Here is a 17,737-nt window from a genome sequence, read left to right as displayed (position 1 = left end):
TTAGCAAGGAATGGTTCGGCAAAGCATGTGATGGTGGATGGCAAAAAGGGTGCGACCCATACCGCTATTTAAATCAGGCTGGCTATTGAACTGTTTGTGATGCCCTTGCATCCGCGCTTCAAATGCAACGCTTCAATGCTATTGGCGAGCGCCGCTAAAAATAAATCACCCAGCATCCCATCATCCAATGCCTTTCTCGTCCAGCGGTTGAGGGCTTCCTCAACCGCCTTAATCCGTTTAACATTCGGCTAGTGCAGGCTGCTTTTCGCCCCAAAAAAGCAGCCTGCACATCGCAAAAGAACGCATAAACCGAATTCTGTACCAAACAGGAACATGACACAGTTTGCGCACAGAGTTTTGCACATTGGTGCGGCAGCAGGGAGAAATCCCTATGACGGGATAAAATCTGTTTCTCAGACGGCATAAAGGTTTCGGGCACATACCACGCGCCCATCCATTAACGTTTTAAAAACCATAAGAGAATTAAAATGAAGCATTTGACAAAATTACTGGCAGCCGCATTGCTGGCTTTGGGTTTAAATCAGGCAGTGTGGGCGGATGACGCATCAGATTTTCGGGAGACCTTGCAGTTGGCGGAACAGGGGGATGCTGAAGCCCAATATAATTTGGGTGTTATGTATGACAACGGACAAGGTGTGCGCCAAAACTATGCCGAAGCGTTCAGATGGTATCGCCAAGCAGCGGAACAGGGGGTTGCCCAAGCCCAAAATAATCTAGGGGCGATGTATGACAGCGGACAAGGTGTGCGCCAAGACGATGCCGAAGCATTCAGATGGTTTCGCAAAGCGGCAGAACAGGGAGTTGCCGAAGCACAATATAATCTGGGTGTGATGTATGACAGCGGACGAGGCGTGCGCCAAGATTTGCATCTTAGCAAGGAATGGTTCGGCAAAGCATGTGATAGTGGATTTCAAGAAGCCTGCAACCAATACCGCTATTTAAATCAGGCAGGCAATTGAACGGTTTGTGATGCCCTTGCATTCGCAATTCAAGCGCAATGCTTCAATGCTATTGGCGATCGTCGCTAAAAACAAATCACCCGGCATCTCATCATCCAATGCCTTTCTCGCCCAGCGGTTGAGGGCTTCTTCAACCGCCTTAATCCGTTTGATAGTCAGCGAGCGCAGCCCGCTTGGCAGAGGGTATGCGGAGCACACGTACGCGGTTTTCAATTTTCAGGTAGCCCCTTTTGGGCTACCTGAAAACGCAGATTCAGCGAAGCAGGCTTTATGCCCAAATGTCAGATTCGAGTATCCGACTTGCGGCTACCGCTATGCTGGCTACGCCTGCTGTTTGCCCTCTGATGAAATAATTTAATGGCCCTTAAGTATGGATTTAATTTTTACAAAAGATTTCTTTCAAACCGGTAGCAACCGGTTTGGGGTACTCTTTCATGAGAGTAGTCGGTATGAAAACTTTGGCTGGTTAGCAGATTTCTTAATGGATGACGGCGGGATGGGGGTTAAGCACTTATTGGAAATGTCTGAAACCCTATTGAAGGAAATATTGGAAGAAGTGCCTAATGGCGGTGAAGTTGAGCAGTATCGAGAGCACTTTGGGGTAATTGTTGGCAAAGAGATGACAAAAATAGACAGCCTATTAACTGATGAAATCGTAGTGGTCATGCCAACTGAAATTGTTATAGAGAAATTGAAAGAGTGTATTGAATTTATTAAGAATAATTACGCTGATGAAGTGTGAGCAAGCGTAGCCTGCATGGGCAGGGTGTATACAAAACACACGCAAATGGTTTTAACCTCGTTGAAACTCATGCTTACAGGCAGCAACTGTGGGACGGATTCTCTAACCCGACCCGACCGCCCAAAGGCTACCTGAAAACAACAATAGCCATATTTTCAGGTAGCCTCTTCCCAACTTAATTCAGGAACAAACCATGCAATACCGATATATTGTTTTACTGGCTTCTTTGCTGGCTGCTACGCCCCTAACCGTTCAAGCCGCACCGCATCATCGGCCTCGCGCCAACCGCCCCGCCCATGCCAACCCTCAATCTGGTTTGGGATACAGTTTTGAGGAGTTTTCCCGCCGAATGGAATTATCCTCCCAACGACAAGAGGAATTCGATAAAGCCCACCCCGGCGACCAATATATCGCCGAACGCTGCCGTTTCGGCATTCGCGCCAATTTGCAGGCTGCCGGAGCAGACACAGACGACCCCGTCTATGCCGAGCTTCTCAGCACGGCCGACCAAGCCTGTATCAACTATATTATTAGAGGCCGTCTGGCCAGGCTGTTTAAACATATCCATGAGCATACAAACCTAGATGGCGCCGATACCGCCAAGCCTGGCCAAATCAAATTATCTTTGCCCACCACGGAACACTTCCCATTCCTGAAGACTGCCGCTCAACAAGGCAATACGGTGGAGTTTACGTTTAACGACATCATCCCGCAGCTCTCCGGCCGCAAACTTGTTGCCACCTTTGGCATAGAAAAGGGTTACAGCGACAACCAGCTTGCTTTTTCCGGCAGCGATCAAACCACCGTACCGCACGAACTGTTGCTTTACAATATACTTCCCCTATCTGCCCGCCATACTGATACCGATAGCGATAGCACTACCGACTAACACCATCCAGAGAAAGGCTACCTGAAATCCAATCCCCGCTTTTCAGGTAGCCCCACCCTTAAATCCATGCACACACACATCATGCACACCGAAACCACCAAATTCCGCACCGCTTCCTATATCCTGATGGCCGCCGCGCTGCTGGTTATCCTGCATTTCCGCTTCCTGCCGCTGCTGCTCTCCATCATCCTTACCTACATTTTCATCAACCGCACCAACGGCCTGATTCTGTGGATGCGCCACCGCCTGTTGCCGCAAAACACCTTCCTGCACCGCTCGCTTAATGTGCGCAATATCAATCTTGTTTCCGCCACGTTCACCATCAGCCTGGTGCTCTTGGCCATCACTTTGATGGCGTTGGGTGTGTACCGCCTGATTCACAGCGGGCACATCACGGTGATGCTGGCTAAGCTCGCCGCCATTCTGGCCGACACCAAAAACAGCGGCGAGCTGCCGCCGGCCATTTTGAATATGCTGCCCGAAAATCTGGCCGAAATCAAAGCCGCCGCTGCCGAACTGCTCACCGAATACGGCGCTACACTTACCCGCATCAGCAAAAACAGCTTCACCTCCTTCGTTTACGTGCTCATCGGTGTGATTATCGGCGCGCTGCTCAGCTTCCACCGCCTCAACACCCGCCGCAGCCGCCATCAAATGCCGCCATTTAAAGTCCAGCTGGTGCGACGCATTACCAACTTCCAAACCAGCTTCGAGCGCGTGTTTATCGCCCAGGTGAAAATTTCTTTAATCGATACTGCCGTTACCGCCGTGTACCTGTATCTGATTCTGCCCGCCTTCGGCGTGGAACTGCCTTTCCGACTCACCGTGCTGGTAATTGCGTTCGTGGTGGGGCTGGTGCCGGTGGCCGGCAATCTGGTGTCCAACACGGTCATCATCATCCTCAGCCTGGGCGCGTCGCTGTATGTGGCCGCGGCTTCGCTGGTGTTTTTGGTGGTGGTGCACAAGCTGGAATATTTCCTCAACGCCAAAATCATCGGCTCGCAAATCGAATCGAGCGCGTGGGAATTATTGCTGGTGATGGTGGTGTTCGAGCGAATTTTCGGCATCGGCGGCATCATCATTTCGCCGGTGTATTACGCTTATGTGAAGAACGAGCTGAAGCAGGCGGGGTTGATTTAAAGTATTGTTTTCTGCCAGCCGTGAGCGGATTGGATTGCCACGATTTGCCGCTTGAGGTGCAAGATATGGCATAGGCTCGTTGGCCGTGGTGCCTGAGGTCTGCGGCTCGTAGCCGATTGAACACGGCTATATTGGCCATGCTCTGCCATTCATTGCCCCGCTGCCCGGTGCGGAGTAAACTGCCGCCTTTTTTCGCCTGCCGCACTTCGGCTAAGGAAACACCGTGCTTTACCAAATCATTGCGCTCATTTTGTGGAGCAGCGCCTTTATTGCGGCCAAATACACCTACACCATGACCGATCCGCTCCTGATGCTGCTGTGCCGCCTGTTGCTGGCCTCGCTGCTGGTGCTGCCGGCGGCATTGCGTTTCGGGCGCAGTTTGGAAAAACGGCATTGGCGGCCGCTGCTGTGGCTGACGTTTTTAAACTATGTGGTGGTGCTGGCCATGCAATTTGTGGGGCTGAAATATACCTCTGCCACCAGCGCTTCCACCATCGTCGGGCTCGAGCCGCTGTTGATGGTGTTTATCGGCCACTTTTTCTTCCGCGACTTTGCCCGCTGGTATCACTGGCTGTGCGGGCTGGCGGCCTTTGCCGGGGTGGCGCTCCTGATTGCCGGCAGCGGCGGGGAAGGCGACATCAACCTGTTCGGCTGCCTGATGGTGTTCGGCGGCGGTGCTGTGTTTTGCACCACCATGCGCCCCACGCAGCGGATGATTGCCGAAATCGGCGCACCTGCCTTCACTTCGCTTTCCATGGCCGTGGCGCCGCTATTGTGCCTGCCGGTGAGCCTGGCCTTTGCCGACAGTCTACGCATTGAATGGAACTGGCCAGGCGCACTGGGGCTGCTCTATTTGGGCGTGTGTTGCAGCTGGCTTTCCTATACGCTGTGGAACAAAGGCATGACCAGTGTGTCGGCCAACTTCTCCGGCATGCTCACCGCCTCTGAGCCGGTGTTCGGCACGTTGATGGCCGTGCTGGTGTTGGGCGAACAGGTTTCCGTGTTGTCGTGGCTGGGGATTTTGTTGGTGATTGCCGCTACGGCGGCTTCAGTGGCGATGCCGAAACTGCTGGCACGTCGGCAGCTGGCGTGAAGCTGGCTGCGGGCAGCATTGCTGTTGGCAGATTGGATTCACACCAAAGGCTACCTGAAAGTACTTCAAACCGCTTTCAGGTAGCCTTTGGTTTGTTTGGTTCATCTTTCCCCCAACACGCTAGTGGTTGGTTGCTATCGCCAGTAGCGCAGGGATGGGTTTCAGGTAGCCTTTGCCATCAGCCCAAATATTTATTTTCCCTTTTTCCCTTTCCCCTGCTCGCTGCTCCACCAGCGCCACAGCAGGCGGCCGAATTTGGGCAGCAGTTGGCGTTGCTTGGGGGCGGGTAGGACGGCGGCTTGCCACAGTAGCATGGCTACGGGCAGGCTGTCGGCCAGTTTGAGCCAGTCGATGGGTTTGCCGGCGCGGTTTCGGCCTTGTTGGCGCAGGTTTTCGCTGCGGATTTTCAGGCGGGCGAGTTCGGCCTGCAGGGCGAGCAATTCGCGTTGCTGCGCTTTGCTGAGCGGCTGCTGGGGCTGTGGGCTCATTCTGGCTGCTCCGGCGCGGTGTCGGCAGGCTGGGTGTTTATGCCGGAAGTGCGGCCGCGCAGAGTATCGAGGTCGCGGCGCATGTCGGCGAGGGTGGAGGCTACCTGAACGCCGGCCTGCCGCCAGCCGGACAGGGCGCGGGCGAGTAAGAACCAAGCAATAAGCAGGAGCAACACGGGCAGGCTGAAAAACACCCAGATTTTGGCGTGTACGGGCAGGACGGCATCGAGGCCGAAGAAAAGGCTGACCAAGGCGGCGAGCAGCAACACGCTGCCGGCGAGCAGGGCGGCGGTAATTTTTATTAAGCCTGAGGCTTGGCCGGAAAGGTCGATGCCGAGGATTTGCAGGCGCAGCAGCAAGAGATCCGCGCCTTGGTTGATGAGGAAGCGGATGTGGTTGATGTTGTGTTTGAGACTCATGCGGCGCTCCCGGGGGGATGGGGATAGTGGTGCTATATAGGTATGAGGCAAAGTTGACCAATGCCGTATCACGCCTGGTTGGTGCAGCTATTTTTTGCACAGCTATAAAACGCCCGCCTGCACAGGGCGGGGCGGGCGGCTGGGGCAAATATTAACGGCGGTTGAGCAGCACGCCCACTACCAAGCCGGCGAGGGCGGCGAAGCCCATGGCGTAGTAGGGTTTGTCTTGCACCAGTTGGTCGGCCTGGCGGGCGGTGTGTTTCACGCGCTCGGCAGCCACTTCTTCAAAATCGCCCAATTTGCGCTGGGCAGCCTGCAATTTGCGTTGCAGCTTGCCGCGCAGCTGCTCGGCTTCTTTGCTGCCTTCTTCAACGCTGCTGTGGTACAGCTCTTCCACGTCGTCGAGTACGGAGCGCACTTCTTGCAAGAGCTCTTCTTTTTGCTGGTCAAAATCTTTACTCATGTTTAATCTCCTGATTAGGTTAAGAGTAACGGCATTCGGCCTGCCGTTTAAGATTATATGGAGCGGTGGGATGGTTTATCAAGGCTACCTGAAAAATATACCGCCATCTTTTCAGGTAGCCTTTCCCGCTCTGCCTGAGGCTAGCTGAAACCCTGCGCCGTATGCGGTAAGCCGATAGGGCAGTTTGATTTCACTTTTGCCACACCGTGAGCCAGCCGCTGCCTGAGTAGTATCGAATAGCGTTAATTCATTATATAATCAAACTCTTCTGTATTCTTTCCCTGGGGTGTTCGTGTCAGATTTGAGCAAAGGCGTGGTGTTGTGCCTGCTGTCGCAGCTGCTGTTTAGCGTGCTGTATTTATTTAGCCATTGGATGCAGCCGATTAGCGGCACGGATGTGTTTGCGCTGCGCATGGTGGTGATGGCGGCGGGGCTGTGGCTGATCACGCTGCGCCTCATCGGCCTGCCGGCCATGCTGCGCTTTGTGCGTACGCATTTGAACAGCCTCCGCCGTTGGCTGCTGTTTTTGTTGGGCACGCTGGATGTGGCTAGCCAGTTTTGGCTGTTTATGTGGGCGCCGGTCAACAATGAGGGCGTGAATGTGGCGATGGGCTATTTCCTGTTTCCGGTGGTGATGGTGCTGGCGGGGCGGTTTTGGCTCAAAGAGCGGCTCAACGGCCTGCAAACCGCGGCGCTGGTGCTGGCGGGCTTGGGCGTGGCGCACGAAATATGGACGCAACAGGCCTTTTCGTGGACCACGCTGTGGGTGTGCCTGGCGTATCCGGTGTACTACCTCTACCGCCGCGAGATGAAAATCCCCGCCCTGCAAGGGCTCACGCTGGACCTCACGCTAATCCTGCCCTTTGCGCTGGCCTATCTGCTGTGGCACGCGGATATGACGGCATGGGTGCTGGGCGAGCCGCGCTATTGGCTGCTGCTGCCGCTGCTGGGCATGGCCAGCGCGGTGTCGATGTCGCTTAATCTGAAATCGGGACTGCTGCTGCCGGTCAACCTATTTGGCATGCTCAGCTATGTGGAGCCAGCCTTGCTGTTTTTACTGGTGGTGTTGGTGCTGAAAACGCCGGTGCAGCCATCGGCCTACATCACCTACGGCCTGATTTGGGCGGGGCTGCTGCTTTTGGTGGCCAACGGCTGGCGGGGCATGCAGAAATCGCATCATAAACAAGTTTAATCAAGCCATGCTGCGTTAATAGCATAAAATAATCCCTTTATTCTCACACGCCAAGGAACACCATGACCGAATCCCAAACCCGCCAGCTGCCCGCGCACGAACTGGTGATGTCTGAACTGATGATGCCCAACACCGCCAATTTCAGCGGCAATGTGCACGGCGGCGAGCTTTTGCGCCTGCTCGACCAGGTGGCCTATTCCTGCGCCAGCCGCTACAGCGGGCACTACTGCGTTACCCTGTCTGTGGACAAAGTATTGTTTAAAGAGCCGATTCACGTGGGCGAGCTGGTTACGTTCTACGCCAGCGTCAACTATACCGGCCGCACCTCCATGGAAGTCGGCATCCGCGTGGAAGCGCAAAACATCCGCACCGGCCAAGTGCGCCACACCAACAGCTGCTATTTCACCATGGTGGCCGTGGAAAACGGCAAGCCCGTGCCCGTGCCGCCGCTGCAAATCACCGGCGAACGCCAGCGCTGCCGCCACGAAAAAGCGCTGCAGCGCAAACAGCTCAGCCTGCAGGCCTCCGCCTCCCTTTCCTGCGGCTGCGGCTGCGGAGCAGAATAAGGCTACCTGAAACTTGCAGGCCGGACAGAAATGTCCGGCAAACCGGCACGGGCGGAAAAGGCTACCTGAAAATGACCGGCAGCCTTCAGCCCGCGCACCGCTTGCGATAGAATACCGCTTTTTTCCAGGATTCCCGAAATGTTCCGAACTTTGCTGGGCGGCAAAATCCACCGCGCCACCGTTACCCGCGCCGATTTAAACTATGTAGGCAGCATCACCGTGGATTTGGATCTGCTTGATGCGGCTGGCATCTGCGTGAACGAGAAAGTGCAGATTGTGAACAACAACAACGGCGAGCGGCTGGAAACCTACACCATCGCCGGCGAGCGCGGCAGCGGCGAAATCTGCCTAAACGGCGCGGCGGCACGGCTGGTGCAGCCGGGCGACGTGGTAATCATCATGTCGTACGTTTTGCTCTCCGAGCCGGAAATCGCCGCACACCGGCCGAAAGTGGTGCTGGTGGACGCGCAAAACAAAATCCGCGACGTGATCGACTACGAGCCGGCCAATACCGTTTTGTAAACACCAAAGGCTACCTGAAAGCAATGCCTTGGCGCAGCCAAGGTTGAATTGTTGCGTAGCCTTAAAGCGGCCGCTTTAACAGCGCCAAACTCCCAAACCCAGTTTCAGGTAGCCTGCTGCCCCGTTTGCAGGCTACCTGAAACCCCAAACCACCCGTTCTCAGGCAGCCACAAGCCAACCATGAATATCCTCATCAGCAACGACGACGGCTACCAAGCCGAAGGCCTCGCCATCCTCGCCCGGGTGGCCGCCGAATTTGCCAACGTGCGCGTGGTCGCCCCCGAGCGCAACCGCAGCGGCGCCAGCAATTCGCTCACGCTCGACCGCCCGCTGCGCATCCAAGAAGCCGCCAACGGCTTCTATTTTGTCGACGGCACGCCCACCGACTGCATCCACCTCGCCCTGCACAACCTGCCCGATTTCCAGCCCGACTGGGTGTTTTCCGGCATCAACCACGGCGCGAATATGGGCGACGACACCCTCTATTCCGGCACCGTGGCCGCCGCCACCGAAGCCTATCTGCTCGGCATCCCCGCGATTGCCTTTTCGCTCAACGACAAAAGCGGCCGCTATTGGCGCACCGCCGAACAGGCCGTGTGGCGGCTGCTCACCCATCTGTTCGCCGCGCCCAAGCCCGCCGCACCCGTGCTGTGGAACGTCAACATCCCGGCGGTACCGGAAAACCAAATCCAAGGCATCACCACCGTGCGCCTGGGGCGGCGGCATCATCAGCAAAGCGTGGTGGCCGCCCGCAGCCCGCGCGGCGAGAATGTGTATTGGATTGGTGCGGCCGGCGAAGTGCTCGGCCGCGAAGAAGACACCGATTTCGCACAAAACGAAGCCGGCATGATTACGGTTACCCCGCTCTCCGTGGATTTAACCGACCACGCCGGCTTAGGCAGTGTGGCGCAATTTTGGCAGGACACCGCACTATGAACGCAGCACACACCAGCGGCAGCTTCGATTGGCGGCGGCGCAATATGGTGCAGCGGCTGGCCAAAATGGGCATCAGCCGTGCCGACGTGCTCGCCGCCATGGGCAACGTGCCGCGGCATGTGTTTGTGGAAGAGGCCCTGCGCTCGCGTGCCTATGACGATATGTCGCTACCCTTGGGGCTGGGGCAAACCATCTCCCAGCCTTACACCGTGGCCGTGATGACCCAGCTCATGCTCGGCGACGCGGCAGTAGAAAACTTCGGCCCGGTGCTGGAAATCGGCACCGGCTGCGGCTACCAAACCGCCGTGCTGCAGGCCGTGGGGCTCAAGCAGATTTATTCGGTGGAACGGCTGCAGGCGCTGCACGAAAAAGCCAAACACAATCTGCGCACCGCCCGTTTGCTCGGCGGCACGCGGCTGGTGTGCGGCGACGGCTACCTCGGCCTGCCCGAAGTAGCCCCCTTCCGGGGCATCCTTGTGACCGCCGCGCCTGCCGAAGTGCCACTGCCCCTGCTGCAACAGCTCGCCGTGGGCGGCCGCATGGTGATCCCGCTGGACGAAGGCGGGCAGCAATACCTGTGGCTCATCGAAAAAACCGCCCATGGCTTCCACGAAACCTGCGTGCACGAAGCCCGCTTTGTACCGCTGATTAACGGAACTTAACCGCGATATACGCCGCCCAACCTTGCATGAAACCGCACGGATTGCTTATGATTGCGCTGTTTCCGTGCACAGAAAGCCCGCATCCCCATGAATCAATTGTTTACCTTCCGCACCCTTCCCCTCATCCTCACTGTTTTCCTCGGCGCCTGCGCCCTCACCCAGCCGCCCGCCCCCGTAGTGTCCGGCAACGGTGCCGGCTACGGCAACAACTACGGCAGCAATACTGCCGCGGCCGACAGCAACCCCTACGGCGCGCAGCCCTACAGCCCGCCTGCCTCCACCCAAGCCGCCAATACCACCCCCTACTCTCCGCCCGCTGCTGCGCCCGCTCCCTATACTCCGCCCGCAGCCAACGCCGCTCCTGCCGGCGGCAGCGGCTACACTCCGTCTTACGCTCCGGTGGACGTGAACGCCGCCCAGCACACCGTGGTACGTGGCGACACCGTGTATAACATCGCCCTGCGCTACCGCATCAGCCAAGACAATCTGCGCGCTTGGAACAATCTGCCCGACAACAACATCAGCGTCGGCCAAGTATTGCGTGTTAAGCCCGCCGGCTACACTCCGCCCGCTACTGCGCAAACCCCCCGCCCGCTACTCCGCCGCGCACCACCCCCGCGCCTGCGCCCACGCCCAACCCGCCGGCCAACACTGCTGCCACCCCAGCTGCCACGCCTTCCGTATCCGGCAGCACCCGCAGCGCCGCCGGCATCACCTGGCAGCGTCCCACCGCCGGCAACATCCTCACCCGCTTCGGCGGCAGTGAAAAAGGCATCAACATCGGCGGCACCGCCGGCCAGCCCGTGGTAGCCGCTGCCGACGGCAAAGTGGTGTACAGCGGTTCCGGCCTGCGCGGCTACGGCAACCTCATCATCGTGCAGCACAACCAAACCTACCTTACCGCCTACGGCCACAACCAGCGCCTGCTCGTGCGCGAAGGCCAAACCGTGCGCCGCGGCCAAAGCATTGCCACCATGGGCAACAGCGACAGCCAGCGCGTGCAGCTGCACTTCGAGCTGCGCAAAAACGGCCAGCCGGTAGATCCGCTGCAATATATTCCGAACTAATTCCTCGGGCGAAACAAAGGCTACCTGAAAACTGCAAACCGGTTTTCAGGTAGCCTTTTGAGTGCGTCGACAAAATAAAGCCTGTTATTTCCGTGTATGGCGGAACACTGTCCCTATGGACAAGCCATGGCCGTAAAAAGGTGTTGGCTATACCGCCTTCCGCCCGATGCTCACCCTGTCCAGCCCGGCCAAGTCGCGCAGGGTTTCCACCTGCTGCCAGCCGTGTTCGGCCAAAATGCCGCGCACGGCTTCGCCTTGGTTCCAGCCGTGTTCCAGCAGCAGCCAGCTGCCGGGTTTCAGGTAGCCTTGAGCTTGGGCGGCGAGGGTGCGGATATGGCTGAGGCCGTCGGCAAAATCGGTGAGCGCGGCGGCGGGCTCGAAGCGCAGGTCGCCTTGTGTCAGGTGTTCGTCGCCAGCCTCGATGTAGGGTGGATTACTGGTGATGATGTCGAACAGGCCTGCCGCTATCTCAGCAGTTGGCAGGGCGGCAAACCATGAGCCTTGCGCCCATTCGATACTTGCGCCCAGTGCGGCGGCATTGGCTTGCGCCACGGCCAGCGCATCGGGGCTGATGTCGGAAGCACGCACGGCGGCATCGGGGCGTTCCAGCGCTATAGTGAGGCCGATGATGCCGCTGCCGCAGCCCAAATCCCACAGCCGCCCGCCCGGGGGCAGGCGTGCAAGCGCGGCTTCCACCAAAAGCTCGGTTTCGGGGCGCGGAATCAGCACGGCGGGCGATACGCGGAAGCTTCTGCCGTAAAACTCGCGGCTGCCGAGCAGATAAGCCATCGGCTCGCCTAGGCGGCGGCGGGCGGCCAGCATATCGAGCACGGCGCGTTGCGGCTGCGGCAGCTCGTCACCGCTGCGGCTGATGAGCCTCACATGAGAGATGCGGCACACGGCTTCCACCAGCAGCCGCGCCTCCAGGCGGGGCAGGCGGCAGGAATCGAGCCATTGTTGAAAAGTCATGATTGCTTCTTTGTTAAATCAAACGGCGGCTATGGTAGCCGAAACGGCGGCACGGCAAAAGGCTACCTGAAAGCGGCGGCTCTGCGCAGCGATAGTGGATTAAAATGAAAATGGCGGCGGCTATATTGCAGCGATGTTTTCAGGTAGCCTCCCATCCTGCCCGCCTAGCAACCATTTTCCATGCCAAATAGGCCGTTTTTGCCGACGTAGTTGAACAGGGTGCCCATGCGGAAGGCTACCTGAAATTTAGTCAGTTGCTTGTGCTCCAACGGCATCCATCCCCAACCTGTTCGCCCCATCTGCCGCAGGCAATAATCTGCCAAAAAAACGCGGCTATCGCAGCTTTATCCCTTACCCACAAAAGCTGTGGAAAACTTTGTGGAAAACCCCGTGGGAAGCGTAAGATTTCCTGATAAATCAGGCCTCGGCTTAGATTGCATAAAAAATGGCCAATTTTTTAAAAATATAAAAATATCAAACAATTAAATGAAAGCGAAACTTGTCAAGCAGCAGATTTGAGCCTTTATGCCAATCCGAAAGCGGCTGCCTTAGCCCCTTGTGGGAAAACCAAAAAATTTCCGCCAAAACGCTTGACAGAGCGCGTAGCTAACGTAAATTGCCGTCCTGTCTGAAGATTTGCCCAGCGAAAGATTTATCGTGCCATCAAACCCGTTTTTTCCACCCAAACATACCGACACCCAGCCCGCCGCCTGGTTGTTTTGCCGCGTGATCGACAACTACGGCGACATCGGCGTTTCCCTGCGGCTGGCACGCCGACTGAACGAAGCCGGTTTTCAGGTAGCCCTCTGGCACGACCATCCCGCCTCGCTGGCCAAACTGCTCGGCGATGCCCCGCTGCCCGCCGCCATCCGGGCGCACCATTGGCAGGGCGATGCGGCTGAAAGCATCGCGGCCGAATTGGCCGCGGCGGCACCCTCCTTGGTGATCGAAACCTTCGGCTGCGATTTGCCTCCCGCCGCGCTGGCCGCCGTTCGCACACACCGCCCGCTGTGGCTCAATTGGGAATATCTCAGCGCCGAACCTTGGGCGGAAGCCATGCACGGCAAGCCTTCGCTGCAAGCCGACGGCACGGAAAAATATTTTTGGCTGATGGGTTTTAGCGAAACCAGCGGCGGCCTCCTGCGCGAAGCAGGCTACCTGAAAAAGCAGCAGGCCTTTCTCGCCAACCCCACCGCCCAAGCCGCCTTGCGCCGCCGCTTGGGGCTACCTGAAGCCCCGCGCCGCGCCGTGCAATGTTTCTGCTTTGGCTATGCCGGTGCACAATGGGCCGATTGGCTCGCCGCCTGGCAGGCAGCGGGCGAAGCCTTAGACGTATGGCTGGCCGACCGGCAAATTATCCACAGCCTGTGCCAAGCCGGCGCGATTCCCGAGCATGCCCTGCGCGAGCCCGGTAGCGTGTGGCAGGCCGGCGCGGTGCGGCTTATCCGCATCGGCTTTGTGCCGCAGGCCGAATTTGACGCCGTGCTGTGGCTGGCCGATATGGCCATCGTGCGCGGCGAAGACAGCTTCGTGCGCGCCCAGCTCGCCGGCACGCCCCTGCTGTGGCACATCTATCCGCAGGCCGAGCAGGCTCATCTGCCTAAACTGCACGCCTTCTGGCATAAAGCCGCCGCGTTTGCCCCGCTGCCCGCCGCTCACCAAGCCCTTTCCGACGACCTGAACCATGCCGACACGCTCACGCCCGCCGCCCGTGCTGAAAGCTGGCGGCAACTGCTGCAACAACTGCCGCAATGGCGCCAGGCTGCCGAGCAATGGCAGGGCGAACTGCTGCGCCAGCCCGATGCCGTAGAGCGCATGTTGGCGCGCTGGCCGGGGCTAGTGGGCTGAAGTACATTGCTGCCGCCCAAACAACTTTCAGGTAGCCTTTCAAAAGGCTACCTGAAAGCCAATCCGGGCAATAAATTACATTTACATGCCACAAAAGCCCACCCGACCAGATTTCGGTATAATGCGCCCCTGTTTTAACAACCACCTAATGAGAACAAACGAATGAAGCACGCTCTCTCCGCCATCCTGCTGGCTGCGATGCTGCCTCTGGCCGCCTGCAACGCCCAGCCCGCCGCGCAGCAAAATGCCTCCGGCGCTGCCGCTTCGGCCACTTCTGCGCCCGCCGGCAGCCCCGAAGCCGTTATCCGCAACAAGCTCACCCAAACCTACGGCGACCAAGGCCTGGAAGTGTTGAGCGTTACCCCCGCTCCCGTCAGCGGCCTGTATGAAGTGTTCCTTTCCGGCAACCAGCTGGTGTACATGACTGCTGACGGCAACCATATGTTTACCGGCGATTTGATTGATGTGAACAAACGCAGCAACCTTTCCGAAACCCGCCGCGAAGAGCTCAACCGCATCGACTTCACCACCCTGCCGCTCGATTCCGCCATTAAAGAAGTGCGCGGCAACGGCAGGCTGAAAGTGGCCGTGTTTTCCGACCCCGACTGCCCCTTCTGCCGCCGTTTGGAAAAAGAATTCGAGCAGATGACCGACATCACCATCTACAACTTTATGATGCCCATCCCCAGCTTGCACCCATCCGCCGAAGCCAAAGCCGTGCGCATTTGGTGCAGCCCCAACCGCACCGCCGCCTGGACCGAATGGATGCGCAAGGGCACCGTGCCGCCTGAATCTGCCGGCTGTGAAAACCCGGTGAAAGAAACCATGGCGCTGGGCAACCGCTACGGCTTCAACGGCACCCCCACCATGGTGTTCCCCAACGGTAAAATAGTGCCCGGCTATATGCCGAAAGATGATTTGCAGCAAGCATTGGAAGCCAACCAGAAATAAGGCATCTGCCCAAACGAAAGGCTACCTGAAAGTTTCAGGTAGCCTTTTTATTGCCAATAATGCAGCCGACCGGCGCAGCCGCACCGGCCAAACAATCGTTAGTAAGTTGAGTATTGCCCCGCCGGCAGCACACGGGTGACGCCGTTGGCGCCTTGCAGCACGCGCACGCGCTGGCCGGGCTGGAATGGGATGTCGTCTTTCTGCACTACGGAGATCGCATCGCGCGAGCCTTCGAGCTGCACCACGATTTCATAGCCGCGCTGGCTGTCGAGCCCGCGGGTGAGCGACTGGGTGCCCAAACCGCCCACAACCGCGCCCAAAATCGCGCTCACTGCCTCGCCCCGGCCTTTGCCGAAATTGCTGCCGCCGATGCCGCCGAGCAGCGAGCCGGCGGTGGTGAGCAGCGCGTTGTCTTCGCCGCGGATGGTGGTGGGCGTTACCGACAGCACTTCGCCGTAATATACCCGGGCAGTGTTTTGCGCTTGGGAAGTGGTGTATTGCAGGGCGGAGCTGTTGGCGCAGCCGCCCAGCAGCAGGGCGGCGGATACGGCAGCAGCAAGCAAGCGTGAAGTAGACATGGTGTTCTCCTGAAATGTGATTAAAGATGTGATTAAACGGGCGGGATTATATAGCGGATAACATTATAGTGGATGAAATTCAAACAAAGCGAGGCGGCAACGCCGTATGGGTTTAAAGTGAATCCGCTATATGTTTCGATCTGGCGGAATGCCTGCTTGCCCGGCCAAATGAGGTTACCTGAAAGTTTGGATCGTTTCTGCAAATCTGTTTCAGGTAGCCTGATGCCGTTTGGTGTAAGTTTTAATTTTCGGCGAATTCATTTAATTTTTGCTATGGTTTCGGCCTGCCTTGCCGTATCATGCGCGCCGCATGGTTTAGTGTGCCAACATTCAATCTTAAACGGAGAGTATCATGTTTCCCCAATCTTTTTTCCTGAAACGGTTGCTGCCTTGGGCGGCTGTTTTACTGCTGGCTGGCTGCGCCACCACCATCCGCCCGACCGACACCCTGCGCTGGCGCGGCAAAGACATCAGCGATTTTGTTGCCGAACGCGCCCATCGCATGCCCGATATCGTGCGCCGCAACTGCGTGAAAAATAATGAAGTGCGCAACCTCTATGCCTGGCGTATTGATCTCTACGAAATCCGTCAGGCCTATGTAGGCCAATCCGGCAATGTGCAGTATTACCAAAACTACCGCCATTACAACGGCTACGAATACCGCATCGTGGTAACTAAGCCAGACGGCACCATCCTTTCAGTGCGCGATACCGCTTTTGGCAATGTCGAGAAAGAATACGGCTGCGAAGAATACCGCGAAGAGCTCAAGCCGCAAAACAGGCCGCAAGCCGCTGATAGTGCGGGAGCTGCCGGTAGCGCAGCCAATAAAGCCAATACGCCGGCCAAGCCCCGTGTGTGGCGCGCCATTGCCATGAATGAAAACAACACCGAAGTCATCTACCCCTCCGCCGCCCACCCCACCGAAGAAGCCGCCAAAGCCGATGCGCTGCGCCAATGCCAACGCGCTTCCGGCAATCAATGCGGCGTGTGGCAGCGCTTTAGCAATATGTGTTTCGGTATGTCGGTGGGGCAGAAAAACGGCCGCCTCACCCATTTTCCCTCCGTCAGCCTAGATGCCCGGCATGCCGACTATGCCGCTATTCAAAACTGCCGCAGCAGCGGCGGCACGCAATGCGATCTGTTTAAACACAGCATTTGCGCCCTGCCTTGCGACATCACCAAAAACGGCTGCTATTTCGATCAGCCGCTCTTGGGCAGCTATGGCCATTTCAACGACCAAGTGAAGCCGGTGGGCTTGGATAAGCCGGATGAAGAACTAGACGAAAACATCCTGCGCATTATCATGCGCCATCCGCGCTAGGGCGTTTGGCAGTGGATACGAAAAGGCTACCTGAAAGCGTAAGCTTCAATGCAGTTAAAACGAGTTCTGCAAAGCTGAATTTTCAGGTAGCCTTTTTATGGCCGGAAGCAAAAGGGCTGAACCGAGCGATTTGAGTAGGAGAGTGCCGGATTGGCCGTGCCGGGCTACGGTTGCTCATCCAATATTTGTCGCAAAGCGGCAAACAGGTTGGTGCCGTTGGCGAATTGATAGAAATCGGGGCGGCCGGCCAGGAAGCGGCGCAGTTCGCCGTATCGTTGCAGGCGGAACAATACCAGCGCATAGAGTTCGTTTTCCATGCCGCTTTCTAACGGGCGGCTCTGCATGAAGTGGCAGAAGCCCTCTAAATCGGGCACTTGCTGCGTAAAGCGGGTAATGTCATCTTCTATTTGTCCGGCAGGCTGCCGTACCCAATCCAGCATTTGCTCAAGCGTAAAGTGGGCGAAGTCGGGTTCTTGTATGCGCCACTCGTCTTGTATTCCTGTCAAACCCAGTGACGGTTCGCCATTGAGCCGGCTGCTGAAGCTTTTCATCATCTCTTCTTCGCCAAACAGTTTGAAAAACAACGAATCCAGACAATCCGGTTTGGCTTCTATGCGGATGGATACACGCTCACTGATGGGTTTGCCGTTAAACACGGCCACCAAATAAGCCTGGACAACGCTGAAAATGTAGCCGTCTTTAACCCAATAAATAAAACCGCCGGAGGCCGTCTGAAAGCCGCGCGTTTTGAGTTCGGCTTTAAATAATTGTTCCAGCCATTGGCGTTTTACGCTGTCGCGGAATTTTTCGCGCTCGCGTTCGGCTTGCACTTTATCCCAAGCTTTGAGTAGAGGGGCGGGGAGGCGGTGAATATCCGGCATGATGATGCAGGTAAAGTTTCAGGTAGCCCA

At 57.3% G+C, this 17,737-nt stretch carries 20 protein-coding genes and 1 pseudogene; 14 read left to right on the top strand and 7 right to left on the bottom strand.

What is annotated here, in order from left to right:
- The first annotated feature begins 488 nt into the window (after positions 1-488).
- Positions 489-980, top strand: a complete 492-nt coding sequence (locus HMPREF2796_RS01475; protein ID WP_070630385.1) for a tetratricopeptide repeat protein — start codon at positions 489-491, stop codon at positions 978-980.
- Here HMPREF2796_RS01475 and HMPREF2796_RS11470 read toward each other — a convergent pair.
- On the bottom strand, positions 960-1,193 hold the full coding sequence (locus tag HMPREF2796_RS11470) for a hypothetical protein (protein WP_141749126.1): 234 nt from the start codon (positions 1,191-1,193) through the stop codon (positions 960-962). The genes HMPREF2796_RS01475 and HMPREF2796_RS11470 overlap by 21 nt on opposite strands.
- Positions 1,194-1,350: 157 nt before the next feature.
- Here HMPREF2796_RS11470 and HMPREF2796_RS01470 point away from each other — a divergent pair, with 157 nt between their 5' ends.
- The 4 genes from HMPREF2796_RS01470 to HMPREF2796_RS01455 all read left to right on the top strand — a co-directional run bounded on the left by HMPREF2796_RS01470 (position 1,351) and on the right by HMPREF2796_RS01455 (position 4,844).
- Positions 1,351-1,722 carry a hypothetical protein gene (locus HMPREF2796_RS01470; protein ID WP_070630384.1) on the top strand — a complete coding sequence of 124 codons (372 nt, stop codon included), beginning with the start codon at positions 1,351-1,353 and terminating at the stop codon, positions 1,720-1,722.
- A gap of 349 nt (positions 1,723-2,071) precedes the next feature.
- Positions 2,072-2,611 (top strand): hypothetical protein, encoded by a 540-nt coding sequence (locus HMPREF2796_RS01465; RefSeq protein ID WP_070630382.1) that lies wholly within the window; start codon positions 2,072-2,074, stop codon positions 2,609-2,611.
- A gap of 66 nt (positions 2,612-2,677) precedes the next feature.
- Positions 2,678-3,751: an AI-2E family transporter gene (locus tag HMPREF2796_RS01460; protein WP_371327456.1), complete on the top strand. Its 1,074-nt coding sequence runs from the start codon at positions 2,678-2,680 to the stop codon at positions 3,749-3,751.
- Positions 3,752-3,974: 223 nt separating this feature from the next.
- Positions 3,975-4,844, top strand: a complete 870-nt coding sequence (locus HMPREF2796_RS01455) for a DMT family transporter (protein ID WP_070630377.1) — start codon at positions 3,975-3,977, stop codon at positions 4,842-4,844.
- A 191-nt stretch (positions 4,845-5,035) separates the two neighbouring features.
- On the opposite strand, the gene HMPREF2796_RS01450 is transcribed toward HMPREF2796_RS01455, so the two are convergent.
- The 3 genes from HMPREF2796_RS01450 to HMPREF2796_RS01440 all read right to left on the bottom strand — a co-directional run bounded on the left by HMPREF2796_RS01450 (position 5,036) and on the right by HMPREF2796_RS01440 (position 6,214).
- On the bottom strand, positions 5,036-5,332 hold the full coding sequence (locus tag HMPREF2796_RS01450; RefSeq protein WP_070630375.1) for a hypothetical protein: 297 nt from the start codon (positions 5,330-5,332) through the stop codon (positions 5,036-5,038).
- Entirely contained in the window at positions 5,329-5,751 is a 423-nt protein-coding gene (locus HMPREF2796_RS01445) for a phage holin family protein (RefSeq protein ID WP_070630374.1), read from the bottom strand. Before HMPREF2796_RS01445 ends, HMPREF2796_RS01450 begins: the two co-directional genes overlap by 4 nt.
- 151 nt (positions 5,752-5,902) lie before the next feature.
- The gene (locus HMPREF2796_RS01440; protein WP_070630372.1) at positions 5,903-6,214 is read right to left on the bottom strand and encodes an ElaB/YgaM/YqjD family protein; all 312 of its coding nucleotides are present in this window, start codon (positions 6,212-6,214) and stop codon (positions 5,903-5,905) included.
- A 292-nt stretch (positions 6,215-6,506) separates the two neighbouring features.
- On the opposite strand from HMPREF2796_RS01440, the gene rarD reads away from it, so the two are divergent.
- The 6 genes and pseudogenes from rarD (at position 6,507) to HMPREF2796_RS01410 (ending at position 11,159) form a co-directional block, all read left to right on the top strand.
- On the top strand, positions 6,507-7,406 hold the full coding sequence (rarD, locus tag HMPREF2796_RS01435; protein WP_168162807.1) for an EamA family transporter RarD: 900 nt from the start codon (positions 6,507-6,509) through the stop codon (positions 7,404-7,406).
- A 62-nt stretch (positions 7,407-7,468) separates the two neighbouring features.
- On the top strand, positions 7,469-7,972 hold the full coding sequence (locus tag HMPREF2796_RS01430) for an acyl-CoA thioesterase (protein ID WP_070630370.1): 504 nt from the start codon (positions 7,469-7,471) through the stop codon (positions 7,970-7,972).
- A gap of 138 nt (positions 7,973-8,110) precedes the next feature.
- Complete coding sequence (panD, locus tag HMPREF2796_RS01425; protein WP_003824535.1) at positions 8,111-8,494, top strand: aspartate 1-decarboxylase; 384 nt, start codon at positions 8,111-8,113, stop codon at positions 8,492-8,494.
- A gap of 180 nt (positions 8,495-8,674) precedes the next feature.
- Positions 8,675-9,430 (top strand): 5'/3'-nucleotidase SurE, encoded by a 756-nt coding sequence (gene surE, locus HMPREF2796_RS01420; RefSeq protein WP_070630369.1) that lies wholly within the window; start codon positions 8,675-8,677, stop codon positions 9,428-9,430.
- Positions 9,427-10,092 (top strand): protein-L-isoaspartate(D-aspartate) O-methyltransferase, encoded by a 666-nt coding sequence (locus HMPREF2796_RS01415; RefSeq protein ID WP_070630366.1) that lies wholly within the window; start codon positions 9,427-9,429, stop codon positions 10,090-10,092. Before surE ends, HMPREF2796_RS01415 begins: the two co-directional genes overlap by 4 nt.
- Positions 10,093-10,179: 87 nt before the next feature.
- A pseudogene (locus HMPREF2796_RS01410) lies at positions 10,180-11,159 on the top strand (peptidoglycan DD-metalloendopeptidase family protein).
- 147 nt (positions 11,160-11,306) lie between these two features.
- On the opposite strand, the gene prmC reads toward HMPREF2796_RS01410, so the two are convergent.
- Positions 11,307-12,128 carry a peptide chain release factor N(5)-glutamine methyltransferase gene (prmC, locus tag HMPREF2796_RS01405; RefSeq protein ID WP_070630365.1) on the bottom strand — a complete coding sequence of 274 codons (822 nt, stop codon included), beginning with the start codon at positions 12,126-12,128 and terminating at the stop codon, positions 11,307-11,309.
- 657 nt (positions 12,129-12,785) lie between these two features.
- Here prmC and earP point away from each other — a divergent pair.
- Positions 12,786-13,976: an elongation factor P maturation arginine rhamnosyltransferase EarP gene (gene earP / locus HMPREF2796_RS01400; RefSeq protein ID WP_070630662.1), complete on the top strand. Its 1,191-nt coding sequence runs from the start codon at positions 12,786-12,788 to the stop codon at positions 13,974-13,976.
- 162 nt (positions 13,977-14,138) lie between these two features.
- Positions 14,139-14,927 carry a DsbC family protein gene (locus HMPREF2796_RS01395; protein ID WP_070630362.1) on the top strand — a complete coding sequence of 263 codons (789 nt, stop codon included), beginning with the start codon at positions 14,139-14,141 and terminating at the stop codon, positions 14,925-14,927.
- A gap of 98 nt (positions 14,928-15,025) precedes the next feature.
- On the opposite strand, the gene HMPREF2796_RS01390 is transcribed toward HMPREF2796_RS01395, so the two are convergent.
- On the bottom strand, positions 15,026-15,505 hold the full coding sequence (locus HMPREF2796_RS01390) for an outer membrane lipoprotein (protein WP_070630359.1): 480 nt from the start codon (positions 15,503-15,505) through the stop codon (positions 15,026-15,028).
- A gap of 352 nt (positions 15,506-15,857) precedes the next feature.
- Here HMPREF2796_RS01390 and HMPREF2796_RS01385 point away from each other — a divergent pair, with 352 nt between their 5' ends.
- Positions 15,858-16,826, top strand: a complete 969-nt coding sequence (locus HMPREF2796_RS01385) for a DUF4189 domain-containing protein (RefSeq protein ID WP_070630357.1) — start codon at positions 15,858-15,860, stop codon at positions 16,824-16,826.
- Between the two features lie 164 nt (positions 16,827-16,990).
- Here HMPREF2796_RS01385 and HMPREF2796_RS01380 read toward each other — a convergent pair whose 3' ends face one another.
- Positions 16,991-17,707 carry a hypothetical protein gene (locus HMPREF2796_RS01380; protein ID WP_070630355.1) on the bottom strand — a complete coding sequence of 239 codons (717 nt, stop codon included), beginning with the start codon at positions 17,705-17,707 and terminating at the stop codon, positions 16,991-16,993.
- Positions 17,708-17,737: the final 30 nt, after the last annotated feature.

It is taken from the genome of Eikenella sp. HMSC071B05 (assembly GCF_001811325.1).
Classification (GTDB): Bacteria; Pseudomonadota; Gammaproteobacteria; order Burkholderiales; family Neisseriaceae; genus Eikenella; species Eikenella corrodens.
This window is presented reverse-complemented; position numbering and strand designations above follow the sequence as displayed.